The following is a 12,861-nucleotide window of genomic DNA, read 5'->3' on the forward strand; positions in this document are numbered from 1 at the left end:
TCAGGCCAGACCAAGCACGGCCAGGTCTTCCAGCCAGGCATCGAGCAGCACACGCTCGCCGGATTCGATCCAGCCGTTCGAGATCATGCCCTCGTAGGCGAGCCGAAGATTCCGGCCCATGCCGGCGGCCGAGCCGGAGAGCCGGAGTTCATCGAGCATCGCGCCGATTGCGGCGTTATGCAGATAGCCCGGGATCTCGTCGGCGAAGTCACGCATCAGGTCGTGTTCATTGCGCGCCTGCTCCACGGTCGCGGCATGAAACAGCACGCTCCAGTCACGCGCCCAGGCCAACCGCTGCGCGATGAATCCACGCCAGATATCCGTCATACGAAACGAACACAATGCCGGCAGGTACATGAGCGCAAACGCGTCGCGAAACCAGGTCGTGTTCTGCGAATTGAACGGACAGAAGGCGCGGTCACCGAGCGCAACCGGCGTCGCCTGTTCAAAACGCACCGGCAACGGCCGGGTCAGGCGATAGATCGCGTCAACGTCGGGATTGTCATCGGCTAGGCCCTGCTGGATCGGGCAGTCGAGCTCTGAGTCGGGTTCCGGATCCGGGACACCGGCATTTACCGACGCAAGCGGCAGCCCGCGCGGCCAGATCGCGGCCTGAGTGAAATAGCGATACACATTGACCCAGCCAGCGCGGGCGACCCGACGCGCGCGCCGGCCGCGCGTGCGTGGCGCCCAGAACGCCGGCAGCGGAAGATTGTCGTCATCGGTCTCGATGATGCATTCGGCACCTTCGCGCATCGCCAGCAGATAGCCGATGTTCTTGCGCGCGTAATGACGTTCCGGGCAGGCCAGCGCGGTCGCCAGCCCCGTTGCTCGCTGCCGTTCGAGATCGTAGTAGTCCGCGCCGTCGAGCCTGAAATCGGGCGGGCTCGATCGATCACCGATCACGATCATGTGGATGTCGTGCGCCCGGCAACCCGCGGCAAGCCGGCGCATGGCCTCATTGGGCGCGCCGATGGTCGTCACCACGAGTGCCGTTTTCATCTGCGAAGGGTCCTGCGCCGTGCGCGAAGGCGTTTCAGCCCGGCGAAGGCGTCCGCGAGCGCACTGCGGCCGATCGCGTGGCTCGGCGATCGGTAGTGAATCGGGACCTGCGTCCAGTTCAATTCGTGGGCGTGGGTACGAATCTCGGTCTGGAAAAACGGGCCACGCGACTCGATGCCAGCGTCGAGAATCGCGCGCAGGGCGTCCGCCGTAAAAATTTCGAAGCCGCTGGTCATGTCCGTCATTTTCGTTCCGAGCATGCGGTTCGCTAGCCAGGTGCCGCCCTGGCTGACGATCCGACGCTTCAGGCTGCCATCGAAGCGCGCGCCCTCAAGCCCGAAGCGCACACCAAACGCGCAGTCATGGCCGTCGGCAAGGGCCTTGAAGAACGCCGGGATCGACCGCGGATCGTGGCTGAAACCGGCGTCCAGTTCGAGCAGCCAGTCGGCCCCCCAGGCGAGCGCCTCGCGATATCCGCGCAGATAGGCATCCACAACACTTCGATTTTCCGGGGCCCAGACGACCTTGAGCCGCAGTTCGCCCGCAGCGATGTCCTGAAGCTGCTCCCCTGTTGTGTCCGTACTGACGCGATCGAGGATCACGAACCAGCGCAGTCGCGCGAACGGGAAGCGTTCACAGACCGCGAGCACCTCCGTAACGAATCGCTCGACGGTCGCCGCCTCGTTGGCCATGGGCGTGACAATCGCGAGATCTACGTCGCGAACGGGCATTTTCGGCGTGCGAGGCTGCTCCGGCGACATGCGCGGTCAACTAGGCGCGCGTCGGGACACCCGCCCGTCGCGTGGAACAAGAGGCACCATCATGCGCCGGGAGGATACGCGAGGTGCGCGGCTCAGAGCGCGAACTGCCGCTGCCGCGATGCGATCGGCGTCAGTCCGCCGCGTCGGGCTGCGGGGCGGAATGGCCCGCCCAGAACCAACCGAACAGGGTGTAGCCGGTGAACACGCCAATGAAGAGCCAGAACATCAATGCCTCGGACACCCCCGCGTAGTCGGCCGCCAAGCCCATGCCGGCGGTTGCGACCGCAAGCAGCGCCTCAAAGCCCAGCGCCCGACGCGGACCGAGCCGGTCGCGCAGCAGATGGTGCAGATGCCAGCGATCGGCCGAAAACGGTGAACGCCGCCGTAACAGGCGTCGCACGATCAGGCTGACCGTATCGATCAGCGGCACAGCCAGGATCCACAGCGCGGTCACCGGCGCAATCGCACGATCCTCACCTTGTGTCAGCGCCACTGCGAACCAGGCAAGCACCAACCCGAGCAGCATGCTGCCGGCGTCACCCATGAATACGAGCGCAGGCCCGCGTGCACGCAGATTGAAGAACAGAAATGCCGCTACGACGGCCATCAGCAGACCCAAGGTCCAGGCGGACTGCGCGTGTCCGCCCAATGCCGCGGCCAGCGCGAGCGCACCCGCAGCGACAAGTGTCAGCGTTCCGGCCAGTCCGTCCATGCCGTCGCTCATGTTCAGCGCATTGATGACGCCGACGGTCGCGAACACGGTCAGCGGCACCGACCAGCCACCGAGCCACATGATCTCGTCAGGCGCACCGAGATGGCCGAGGTTCGCAAGCGTGACCCCGGCCCCCAGTGTCATCACCAGTCCGGCGGCGGTCTGCGCGGCCAGGCGCAGGGTCGACCCGAGCTCAAGCCGGTCGTCGGCAACGCCGACAATGACTACGATTCCTCCCGCCGCAATCAGCCAGCCAGTTGTCGGACCACTCGCCAGCAGCGTAGCACCGACGATCAGCCCCATGAACATGCCGATTCCGCCGACCAGCGGCGTGGCCGCCGCGTGGTGTTTTCTTGCATCGGGGTGATCGACCAGCCCCCAGCGTCGGGCGCGGTGCCGCAGTTCTGCGATGGCGGCGGCGGTCACGAGGGCGGCAAGCAACAGTCCGATTGCATGGAGCATTCAGCGGTCCGGGAGTGGTCGCGCTGCAAGTATAGCGTTGTGGGTGGAATCGAGATTGCCGTCAGGCATGGCGCGATCCACCCTGCGCTGGACGTCCAGCGCATGCTTCGGCGATCGCATCGAGCGTGGCGCGCGCGATCGTCGGCCACTGATAGCGCTCGCGCACCAGCGCCGCGCCGGCGCGACCCATCGCGTTGGCCAGGCCGCCGTCACCCGCGATCTCGATCAGCGCCGCTGCAACCGCATCGATATCGAGTGGCACCACGCGGCCGGCCCCGGTCTCGGCCACCTCCGGAAAGTGACAGGCCTCGCTGACGACCACGGGCACGCCGCAGGCCAGCGCCTCGGTGATCGCCACCGAAAACCCCTCCTGCCGGCTCGGCAGGCAGAAACAGGCCGCATCCACAAGCACCTCGAATTTTTCGGCCCCGTATATCGCGCCGACCAGATGCACCCGTCCGTCAATTCCGAGGTCGACAATCTGCCGCTCGAACGCGGCCCGTGCGCCGCCATCAGGACCGGCCACCACCAGCCGCAGGCGCGGGTGTACGGCCAGCGCCCTGGCAAAGGCAGGCGCAAGCAGATCAAGGCCCTTCTTGTAGTGCAGCCGCGAAAGAAACAGGACGAACGGATCGTCGCCCAGCTCAGAATGCTGCGCGCGAAACCGCCCGCGCGCGGGCAGCGGCTCGATCTCTTCCAGAAAGATGCCGTTGGGAATGACACGGACCGGGGACGATAGGGAAAGCGGTGCAAAGCCACGCACTTCATCAGCATTCAGCGCGTGCAGAAATGCGGCGTGCTCGAGCATGGAACGATAGGACAACGCCAGCGCAAGCCGCTTCTTTGTGCGTTTCTGACGCAGACTCCACGGATCGAGCTGGCCGTGGGGCGCCACGGCATACGGAACGCCGGCCTGCGCGGCCAGCTTCGCGGTCACGCGCAGGATGGGATCCCAGATTTCGTGGATATAGACGCAATCGCTATCGAGAATGTGTGGGGCGAGTCTGGCGCGCGCCTTGCGTGCCAGCAAACGCTCCATGCGTCCAGCCCCATCAACACGTTCAAGCGCGACGTGCTGGAGTCCGGGCACGGCCGCGCATTCGCGCTGGATACTTTCATCGGCCTCATCCGGCGCGTAAGCGATGACGCGCACCTCGTGCCCTAGCGATGCCTGTGCGGCAGCCAGGCGCACGCACACCTGCTGCGGTCCACCGCTGGCCGGATCCAGGCTCGCGGCAACATGGAGGATTTTCACCTCGACGCGGCTCCGGAGCCGGCCCAACGTGCACGAATCTCTGCAAGCATCGTCGCCGCAACGTTTGCCGGGGCGTGCTCTTTCATCCATTCGGCGCGTTGCGAGCCGACGGCCGATGCGCGGGTGATTGCCAGGTCTACCGCACGCTGCCACGAGCCAACGTCGCGCTCCGAACATACGACGACGCCCGGTGCGGCACCAAGAATCGTACTGGTGCGCCCGCGCGACATCACGACCGGTGCATCACAGGCAAGCGCCTCCAGGATTGCCGTCTGGCCGGCGGGGTGGTTGAAACTCGTGAGCGGCAGCAAGACTGCCGAAGCACGCTGGTAAAGATCACGCAGTTCACGGTACGGCACCCGAACCCGCACATCGACCAGCGGTTCCCGGTGCGCCTGGTGGTAGTTTGCCACCGCGGGATCGAGGCTGACGCGAACCATGCGATGTCCGGCCCTGGCAAGCGCACAGACCAGAGCCTCGTCGCGGTCGTTGTCGCCCGGTACGAGCCAGAAGTTGTCGCGTGGCGATGCCGGCGGACGGAAGTAGTCGGTATCGACGAGATAGGGCACCCGTAACGCATTCACCCCGTAGACCACACGCATCTGTCGCTCCGTTACGCGGTCGTTGACGAACACCAGCGTTGCACGACGAGCGATCACTCCTAGGCGCCAGGCCTTCACGCGATATCGCCAGGTGCCGCAGGGACGCGGCGCGCCCCAGCTCAGAAACGCATGGGCACCCCCACGCAGCGCATACAGAAACGCCTGCGGATCAGGTGCGATGCTGAAAAGCAGACTGCGTGCCCTCAGCCACTGCCGCCAGTCCAGGCGTCGCAAGGGGGGATCAGGTAGACTGGCCCCGATCATCTCGAGGACATCGAAAATGTTTTTCGGATCGTCTTCGCCGAAGCGCGCGCGCCGAAGCGCCATTTCACCGAGTATGAAATCCGATACCAACACGGGCGTTGAGACCAATCATGCCCGGCGCCGGCCGCGCCCAGGCGGCCGCCATGCTAACAGACGCCTCGGACCTGATCCAGCAAGTCCGGAAGCGAACTCGCGCAAGCCACCAGGCACCTGTCGCTAGTGTGAACGGGCCCTGACGATGGTGCTACTCTATCTGTCGTTCATACTGGTGGCGCTGGCCGCAAGCCTGGCGCTGTTCAGAAGTCCGCTACACCCGCACTTCCTCTTCACGCTGGCATTTTCCAACGTACTCGTTATCCCGTATATCGCCGAAGGAAATGAGCACCCGCTGATTCAGGTCATTGCAACCCCGGAACGATACTACTATCAGCTCGACCTGCTGGTGGCTTATGTCGCCGTGTTGTTCACCACCGCGATCTACGCGCTGATGCGGCCGGTCAACCTGCGCTTCTCGTCCATCATGCCCCGCCCGTCGCGCTCGCAGGCGGCGTGGATTGCATTCACCTCGGTCGCATTCATTTTTCTCGAAATCGGCAAGCGACTGTACGCCACGGACTGGTCGATAGACGATGCAATCCACCACTCGCTCGCGCCCCGCGGCGAACAACCATGGAGCCGAAAAACCCTGACCGGCGGCGCGCTGCATTTCTATTTCCTGATCGGGTTCACCATGCCGTTGGCCGGCGTCGCATTTGCATATCTGTCCGCGGCCATGCGACGCGGGCGCCTGCTGAACACCGCTGGACTGCTGATCACCTGCATGCTGCTACTTACGGAGGGTTCCCGTACGCCACTGGTCTTTGTACTGGGCGCATGGATCGTCTTCTCGCTACTGTTTCAGCGCACCTGGTTCACCCGCCTACTGCCTGTCGCGCTGGCAGGCGGATTGATCGTCGTCGGCACCTCGATCATGATCGAATATCGGGCGACGGGCCTGTCGAATTTTGTCGACGCCCGATTTGGAATCGACGAAAGCAGTTTCGAAACGCGCTACCACCAGGACGACAGTTATTACTGGGCCTTGCTGGCTCTGCAGCATGCAGACGAGACCGGGGAACGGCTGGAGGCGAAGGATTTTTTCCTGTCCATGCTGGTCAACCCAATTCCTCGCGCATGGTGGCCGGGTAAACCGCAGACTGACAAGTCGTACTGGAAGGGATTCAAGCCGTACTGGATCACCAGCAGCGTGTTTGGCGAGATGATCGGAATATTTGGCAGCATTCTGGGCTTGGTAATCGGCTGGATCATGGCCAGCCTGTCATACGTTCTCCTGCATCGTGTCTCGCCGATCGCATTGCGGCCGCTGGGAATCATGCCGTATCTGGCCATTGCACTGTACGTGTACATGTTCCTGCGATCCGCCCTGAATCTGACGCAGTTCATCTACCTGCCGGCCGCGGTGTTTCTCGTTTACGCCCTGTTCTCACGGTCAGGCAAGCGACGCCGGAAAACGATGCAGCGCCGCCCGATTGCACCAACGCTGCAACAACCACCGCGTCCACCTGAAGAATTGCGCCAGGCCCCGCGCCGCACACCAGGTCACTCGCCGGAACTCGCCCGCGAACCCCGGCTCACCGGTAACCCGCTGGCCTGATTCAAGCCATCGTTCCGCAGGTCGGGCGGCCATCTCCCGCAGCCTATCGTCGCGCGAGGCGTGCTATCCAACGAAGGACGATGAACCGGACCATGATCAAAAGCTGTGCAGGATAGATCATCTCGAGCGCAACCGAACGCCAGCCACGCCCCATCAGCGCGGTTGTTTGCTTTCGAGGAGCCTCCGGCACACCCACCAGCGCACGCAAGATCATCACCCTTCGCACGTCATAGCGCCCGAGCACCCTTTGAACCGAAACCGGCACGAGCCCGAGCTTCGCAATGAACTGACGCAGGGTGGTCATGGAAAAGTAACCGACGTGACATGAATCCCCGAGCTTGCGTTTGACCATGGGTGTGTACAGCTCGAACGGAACCTCGATATACAGATGCCCACCTGGGCGCACCACGGCAATGGCGCGTTCGAGCAATTCCGTGGGCGACCACACATGCTCAAGGATGTGGTTCATGATTGCGAGGTCGTAGCTCTTCTCCGACCCGAGCCGATCAACCGTCGTACGTCGGATCTCGATGGTCGGGTGGACTGGCGCGCCGCCCGACATATCGACCACGGTCACCCGATGCCCGTGTTCCGCGAGCACCCGGCTCACGTGCCCGATTCCGCCACCGATGTCCAGAACCCGCCGTGGTGAATCGAGATTCAGATGCCGCCGAAGGAACTGGAACAGTTCATCTGCCCTGCGATCATGACCAGCGAGTTCCGTGGACACCACATGTTCGCCGCCGCGTTGAGCGTACAAACGGGTCAATTGTTCATCGCTTAGCACTCCGGGCTTGAACGTCCATCCGCAATTGCGGCAGGCAACGGTCGTGTATGCCGACCCGGTCACACCGAGCGATGCAAGCTCGGCGTCGGTGCGCGGGTCGCGGGCAACCAGTTCAACGAATGGTGCCGGCTGTCCGCAGAGATCGCAGTGATCGACCCAGCGGACCGGGGCCTCCCCGGGCTGTTCCTGCACTCGCTTGTCCGTCATGTCAGTCATCGATTGGCTCGCCCCATTGCGGCCGACAGTATTCGTCGGACCATCGAAAGACGCAGCGACAGCAACTCGACGGTGTTCGCCTCGAAGTGACTGGCCGCCGCCCGCGCAAGCACGTAAAGCTCACACAGCGCGCCCACATTCACACCCAGCACCACGCCGTAGACACCAAGCGATGGCTCAGTGACCACGGAAACGCCGATCACCAACAGCACACCGAGAGCACGCGCGCGGATGCCGCCGCGAACCACACCGCGGCCACGCAGTACGTGGTCGAACATCAGCGCGACACCGCTGAGCGCGCTCGCGGGCACGATAGCCAGCATGATCGGCACGGCCGCCGAGAACGCCTCGCCGAACAGCAGCGGCAGCAAGTGGGGACCGACCACCATTACGATCAACATGATCGCCACGGCGGCAACGATGGCGATCTGCGCCCGCTCGATCAACCACTGTGCACCCAGTTCGTCGCCCGCCGATGCCACACGCGCGAACGACAGCGACGCCATCGCCGTGGCAAAGCTTGACTGCGCGGATGCGAAAACGAACGCGACCGCATACAGACCCAGGGTATGCGAATCCGACAGCGCGATCAGCATCACCTGCGCGATATAGATGTTGAGGGCCTGCAATGCGTTTGATCCCGCGAACGGCCAGGCACCGCGCAACAAGCTCCGCAGCGTAAAATCCGGTTCGGCCATTGCCGCCGGTTCGTGACCGCGCAGCACGATGACCAGCGAGACCACCACGCCGAGCGCCGCCGCAAATCCAAACGCGGCGGCGACGACAGACACTTGCGCAGATGCCGAAAGCGCCACAACGCTAAGCAATGTCACGTAGACGAGGCTGAACGACAGACGGCTCAGGTTGTATGCGCGATGGTCCTCGCGCCCGAGTGCGATCGAAAATACCAGCACGTTGGCGACGCTGGCGGCGATCACCAGCAACATCGCGCGGCTCGTGCCCAGCAGATGCAGCTTGTCGCCCGGCAATACCGCGGGCAACAACCACCAGCCGATGAACGCGCCCAGGCCGCCGGCAATCAATGCCGCCCTCAATGCAAGACCGACCAACGCTCGGACCGAACGTCGGTTCGCGGCCGCCAGGCGCGCGGTCTCCACATCCATGCCGACCAGCGCGACATTGGCGAGCAGCATTGGCCAAAGAAGTACGGCTGCAAACTCGCCGCGTCCTTCCGGACCGAGCATGCGAGCCAGCAGCACGCCGGACACGGCGGCCAAAGCCTGGATGCCCAGGTTCGTGGCCGTGGTGTAAACAACCGCGCGGCGCATCACGGGTCAGGCGTTCGCCCCGGTAACGAAACGAAGTGTGCAGGCTTACAACACGGAGGCATGCTCAGTCAATCTGGATGCTCTAACAAATAATCACCGAGCACCCGGGCCACCAGACGATGCCCGTCGGCGGTCCAGTGAGGATCATGTGCAAAATGGTAACGTAGTGGTTCGCCTCCCGCCTCCAGCGCCGCACGGGGGTCGACGACCTCAAAGCCCCGCCGTCGTGCTCCGTCCACGAACGCCCGGTGGTAACGATCCGCCAACTCGCGGTAGCCGTCCAGCCACAGGCCGCGTGACGGGACGATCAAAATCACACGCCGCTCAATGCCGACACTGATCTCCTCGAGTCGCTTGAGCGAGTCGTCGATGACCTGCTGGTCAAAGTCGCCCGCGACCAATCCGTCATGGGGCGTTCCCGCCAGGCCCGCGTCCACCGTAAGCTCATGCAGCCAGGGTGAACGCCGCAGCATCGTGGTTGCATACACATACAGCGCCGAATGTGCTTTAAGCGCCTGCTTTGTCCGAACCGTCAACGATGCACCCTGTGTACCGCTAGCTCGCGACTCCGTCGTGGCCTGCGAGTAGCGATACAGGTCATTCTCCATGCAAATTCCAAAGATGACTTTTTCGACAGGCGCATTGAAGCCGCGCGCGTAGTGAATCAGGCGCCCGTAATTGTTGAAGTCGCCCGGAATGGCGACATTGAAGATGTCACGGCCCAGTCGTTGCACCAGCAGTTCGCCGAACCGCTCCGTCGCTTCTACGCCGTGCCCCATGCTGTAGGAGTCTCCAACAAGGAACCAGTCGTCAGCGTCCGCGCGGGCGAGATCCCGCGCATCGCGCAATCCGTACCCATTGAAACGCATCTCGACATCAAAGTCGCCGGACGGATCGACATGCCGAACCACCGTCGCCTTCGGACCCAGGGTTGGCTGGTCACCGTCGCCCGTCACGAACCGAACCAGTCCACTCGGATCGTAGGCCGGCAGCAGAATTCGCACCGCGAATTCCGCAAGCACGAGGCTCACGGCGAGCACAAATAGAGTCAAGGGCAGGTTTGCAATCAGGCGCTTCATCGCGTTCCGGATCATCAGCGGGCCTCGCCTGCAAACGCTGTCGCGGTCGACGTTTCAGGACGCATTGCAGAAAACCGGTCGAAGTGACCTCGACTGCCCGGCCGCCACTCGTCCCGCAGACGAAGCATAGACCGGCAAGCCGCAGACTCCCCTCCGGCCGGCACCTTGTTTTCCGATCTCGCGCATCAGACTGGCAACGGCCAGTCGCGACGCGAATCGGTTCCCACCGGTGCCCGGGCGCCACCGGTAAGGGGCGCAGTCTGTGGCGGCGTCCGAGCGAGGTCAAGCCTGCCCACGCCCGTCCGCGGTGTTAGAATCGCGGCCCTTTGCTGCGCCAGTGACCCCGGTTTGACCGCCCCGACCCGCATCCTCGGCCTGTCCGCCTACTACCACGACGCCGCGGCCGCGCTGGTCGAGGACGGCCGCATCGTCGCGGCCGCGCAGCAGGAACGATTCACCCGCAAGAAGCACGATGCAGCGTTTCCGGACGCGGCAATCCGCTACTGTCTGGGCGAGGCCGGCATCGCGCTGGCCGATGTCGATCGCATCGTCTTCTACGACAAGCCGCTGCTCAAGTTCGAGCGCCTGCTGGAGACCTATCTGGCGTACTCGCCGCAGGGCTTCCGCTCGTTTTTGGCCGCAATGCCCGTGTGGCTCAAGGACAAGCTGTTCCTGAAGACCACGCTCCGACGCGAACTCGCAGCCCTCGGGGACATCTCCGAGAAGGCGCTGCCGTCGCTGCTGTTCTCCGAACACCACCAGTCGCACGCGGCTTCGGCGTTCTTCCCGAGCCCCTACCAGCGCGCCGCGGTCATGTGCCTGGACGGGGTCGGTGAGTGGGCCACGACCTCGGTCTGGCTCGGCCACGACAATCAGGTCGAGGCGCAATGGGAGATCGACTTCCCGCATTCGCTGGGCCTGCTCTACTCGGCGTTCACGTATTTCACCGGTTTCAAGGTCAACTCCGGCGAGTACAAGCTGATGGGGCTCGCGCCCTACGGCGAGCCGAAATACGTCAGGACCATCCGGGAGAACCTGCTGGACATCAAGGACGACGGCACCTTCCGGCTGAACATGAAGTACTTCAACTACGCGACGGGACTGACGATGACCAACCGTCGCTTCGCCGAACTGTTCGGCGGACCGGCGCGCAAACCCGAGAGCCCCGTGACGCAGCGCGAGATGGACCTGGCCGCATCGGTACAGGTCGTGACCGAAGATGTCGTGCTTGCGCTCGCGCGTACGGTTGCGAAAGAGACCGGCGAGAAGAACCTGTGCCTGGCCGGCGGCGTGGCGCTGAACTGTGTGGCGAACGGCCGCCTGCTGCGCGAGGGACCGTTCGAGTCCGTCTGGATCCAGCCCGCGGCCGGAGATGCCGGCGGCGCGCTGGGTGCGGCACTCATGGCCTGGCATCAATATCTGGACCGTCCACGGTCGGTGAACGGCAGTGATGCCATGCACGGTGCCTACCTCGGCCCGCGCTATGGCGATGGGGCGATCCGCGCGTCACTCGACGAACTGGGTGCGAGCTACGAGCGACTCGATGACGCGGCGCTGTTCGAGCGGCTTGCGGAAATCCTCGACAATGAAAACGTCGTCGGCTGGTTCCAGGGCCGCATGGAGTTCGGTCCGCGCGCGCTGGGTGGTCGCTCGATCGTCGGCGATCCGCGCAGCGCGAAGATGCAGTCGGTCATGAACCTGAAGATCAAGTACCGCGAATCGTTCCGGCCATTCGCCCCGGCGGTGAAGGCCGAGCGCGTGTCCGAATGGTTCGGACTCGACAGCGAAAGCCCCTACATGCTCATCGTCGCGCCCGTCGCTGAACCGCGCCGCCGTGAGATGAGCGATGAGGAAAAAGGCCTGTTCGGCATCCAGAAACTCCACGTGCCACGCTCGGAGATTCCCGCGGTGACGCATGTGGACTACTCCGCGCGCATCCAGACCGTGCACACCGCAACCAATCCGCGCTTTCATGCACTGCTCGATGCCTTCGAGCAGCGCACGGGTTGCCCGGTGCTCGTGAACACCTCGTTCAACGTGCGCGGCGAGCCGATTGTGTGCACGCCCGAAGACGCCTACCGCTGCTTCATGCGCACCGAGATGGACTATCTGGTCCTCGAAAACTACCTGCTCGCCAAGCCTGCCCAGCCGGAATGGGTCGAACAGGGCGACTGGCGCAACGAGTTCGAACTGGATTGAACGCGCCGCCCACCACACCGCCGGGCGCGAAGGAACTGCGCAGCTTCGGTCTGATCATGGGCGGCATCATCGCCGCGCTGTTCGGGCTGCTGATTCCGTGGCTGTTCGATCACGCCTGGCCGCTGTGGCCATGGATCGTCGCGGGTGCGTTCGCGCTCGTGGCGCTGGCCTATCCGCCAGCACTGGCGCCGGTCTACCGCGGCTGGATGGCCTTCGGCCGCATCGCCGGGGCGATCAACACGCGCATCATTCTGGCGATCCTGTTCTACGGCATGTTGTTGCCGATCGGCTTCGTGCTGCGGCTGTTCGGGCGCGATCCGATGTTCCGCCGCTACGATCCACGCGCCGAAACCTACCGCGTCGCCAGCCGGCGGCGCGAACGCAATCACCCGGAGCGACCCTTCTGATGCTGGACCTGCTCAAAGACCTGTGGGCCTTCATGCGCGAGCGCAAGAAATTCTGGCTGGCGCCAATCATCATCGTGATGCTGCTGCTCGGCGCACTGCTCGTGCTGGGCTCTGGCTCCGCGGTCGCGCCGTTTATCTACACGCTGTTCTAGAAGCGCCAGATGGACTTGCC

12 protein-coding genes are annotated in these 12,861 nt (G+C 64.0%); 4 read left to right on the forward strand and 8 right to left on the reverse strand.

Going from position 1 to position 12,861, the window contains the following annotated elements; genetic code table 11:
• The 5 genes from KDG50_01340 to KDG50_01360 form a co-directional block, all read right to left on the reverse strand.
• Window positions 1-1,002, reverse strand: a complete 1,002-nt coding sequence (locus tag KDG50_01340; GenBank protein MCB1864047.1) for a DUF288 domain-containing protein — start codon at window positions 1,000-1,002, stop codon at window positions 1-3.
• The gene (locus tag KDG50_01345; GenBank protein ID MCB1864048.1) at window positions 999-1,733 is read right to left on the reverse strand and encodes a glycosyltransferase family 2 protein; all 735 of its coding nucleotides are present in this window, start codon (window positions 1,731-1,733) and stop codon (window positions 999-1,001) included. Before KDG50_01345 ends, KDG50_01340 begins: the two co-directional genes overlap by 4 nt.
• A gap of 160 nt (window positions 1,734-1,893) precedes the next feature.
• Window positions 1,894-2,937, reverse strand: a complete 1,044-nt coding sequence (locus KDG50_01350; protein MCB1864049.1) for an undecaprenyl/decaprenyl-phosphate alpha-N-acetylglucosaminyl 1-phosphate transferase — start codon at window positions 2,935-2,937, stop codon at window positions 1,894-1,896.
• Between the two features lie 61 nt (window positions 2,938-2,998).
• Complete coding sequence (locus KDG50_01355) at window positions 2,999-4,192, reverse strand: glycosyltransferase (protein MCB1864050.1); 1,194 nt, start codon at window positions 4,190-4,192, stop codon at window positions 2,999-3,001.
• Complete coding sequence (locus KDG50_01360; protein MCB1864051.1) at window positions 4,189-5,121, reverse strand: glycosyltransferase; 933 nt, start codon at window positions 5,119-5,121, stop codon at window positions 4,189-4,191. Before KDG50_01360 ends, KDG50_01355 begins: the two co-directional genes overlap by 4 nt.
• A 175-nt stretch (window positions 5,122-5,296) precedes the next feature.
• Here KDG50_01360 and KDG50_01365 point away from each other — a divergent pair, with 175 nt between their 5' ends.
• Complete coding sequence (locus KDG50_01365; GenBank protein MCB1864052.1) at window positions 5,297-6,712, forward strand: oligosaccharide repeat unit polymerase; 1,416 nt, start codon at window positions 5,297-5,299, stop codon at window positions 6,710-6,712.
• Window positions 6,713-6,755: 43 nt separating this feature from the next.
• Here the strand turns inward: KDG50_01365 and KDG50_01370 are convergent, their stop codons facing one another.
• The 3 genes from KDG50_01370 to KDG50_01380 form a co-directional block, all read right to left on the reverse strand.
• On the reverse strand, window positions 6,756-7,706 hold the full coding sequence (locus KDG50_01370; GenBank protein MCB1864053.1) for a class I SAM-dependent methyltransferase: 951 nt from the start codon (window positions 7,704-7,706) through the stop codon (window positions 6,756-6,758).
• Window positions 7,707-7,711: 5 nt separating this feature from the next.
• Window positions 7,712-9,004, reverse strand: a complete 1,293-nt coding sequence (locus tag KDG50_01375; GenBank protein ID MCB1864054.1) for an oligosaccharide flippase family protein — start codon at window positions 9,002-9,004, stop codon at window positions 7,712-7,714.
• Window positions 9,005-9,072: 68 nt separating this feature from the next.
• Window positions 9,073-10,098 carry a hypothetical protein gene (locus KDG50_01380; protein MCB1864055.1) on the reverse strand — a complete coding sequence of 342 codons (1,026 nt, stop codon included), beginning with the start codon at window positions 10,096-10,098 and terminating at the stop codon, window positions 9,073-9,075.
• Window positions 10,099-10,449: 351 nt separating this feature from the next.
• On the opposite strand from KDG50_01380, the gene KDG50_01385 reads away from it, so the two are divergent.
• From KDG50_01385 to KDG50_01395, 3 genes are read left to right on the forward strand one after another with little or no spacing between them, the layout of a single operon-like run.
• Entirely contained in the window at window positions 10,450-12,282 is a 1,833-nt protein-coding gene (locus KDG50_01385; GenBank protein ID MCB1864056.1) for a carbamoyltransferase, read from the forward strand.
• Window positions 12,279-12,689, forward strand: coding sequence for a hypothetical protein (locus KDG50_01390; GenBank protein ID MCB1864057.1), 411 nt, complete (start codon window positions 12,279-12,281; stop codon window positions 12,687-12,689). The genes KDG50_01385 and KDG50_01390 overlap by 4 nt, the downstream gene beginning before the upstream one ends.
• Window positions 12,689-12,841 carry a hypothetical protein gene (locus tag KDG50_01395; protein MCB1864058.1) on the forward strand — a complete coding sequence of 51 codons (153 nt, stop codon included), beginning with the start codon at window positions 12,689-12,691 and terminating at the stop codon, window positions 12,839-12,841. The genes KDG50_01390 and KDG50_01395 overlap by 1 nt, the downstream gene beginning before the upstream one ends.
• Window positions 12,842-12,861 lie beyond the last annotated feature (20 nt).

It is taken from the genome of Chromatiales bacterium (assembly GCA_020445605.1).
GTDB lineage: Bacteria > Pseudomonadota > Gammaproteobacteria > JAGRGH01 > JAGRGH01 > JAGRGH01.

Coding starts and splice junctions, on each gene's coding strand:
- KDG50_01360 (MCB1864051.1), bottom strand. CDS start 5,121: ATGGCGCTTCGGCGCGCGCGCTTCGGCGAAGACGATCCGAAAAACATT.
- KDG50_01350 (MCB1864049.1), bottom strand. CDS start 2,937: ATGCTCCATGCAATCGGACTGTTGCTTGCCGCCCTCGTGACCGCCGCC.
- KDG50_01345 (MCB1864048.1), bottom strand. CDS start 1,733: ATGCCCGTTCGCGACGTAGATCTCGCGATTGTCACGCCCATGGCCAAC.
- KDG50_01365 (MCB1864052.1), top strand. CDS start 5,297: ATGGTGCTACTCTATCTGTCGTTCATACTGGTGGCGCTGGCCGCAAGC.
- KDG50_01340 (MCB1864047.1), bottom strand. CDS start 1,002: ATGAAAACGGCACTCGTGGTGACGACCATCGGCGCGCCCAATGAGGCC.
- KDG50_01380 (MCB1864055.1), bottom strand. CDS start 10,098: ATGATCCGGAACGCGATGAAGCGCCTGATTGCAAACCTGCCCTTGACT.
- KDG50_01370 (MCB1864053.1), bottom strand. CDS start 7,706: ATGACGGACAAGCGAGTGCAGGAACAGCCCGGGGAGGCCCCGGTCCGC.
- KDG50_01395 (MCB1864058.1), top strand. CDS start 12,689: ATGCTGGACCTGCTCAAAGACCTGTGGGCCTTCATGCGCGAGCGCAAG.
- KDG50_01375 (MCB1864054.1), bottom strand. CDS start 9,004: ATGCGCCGCGCGGTTGTTTACACCACGGCCACGAACCTGGGCATCCAG.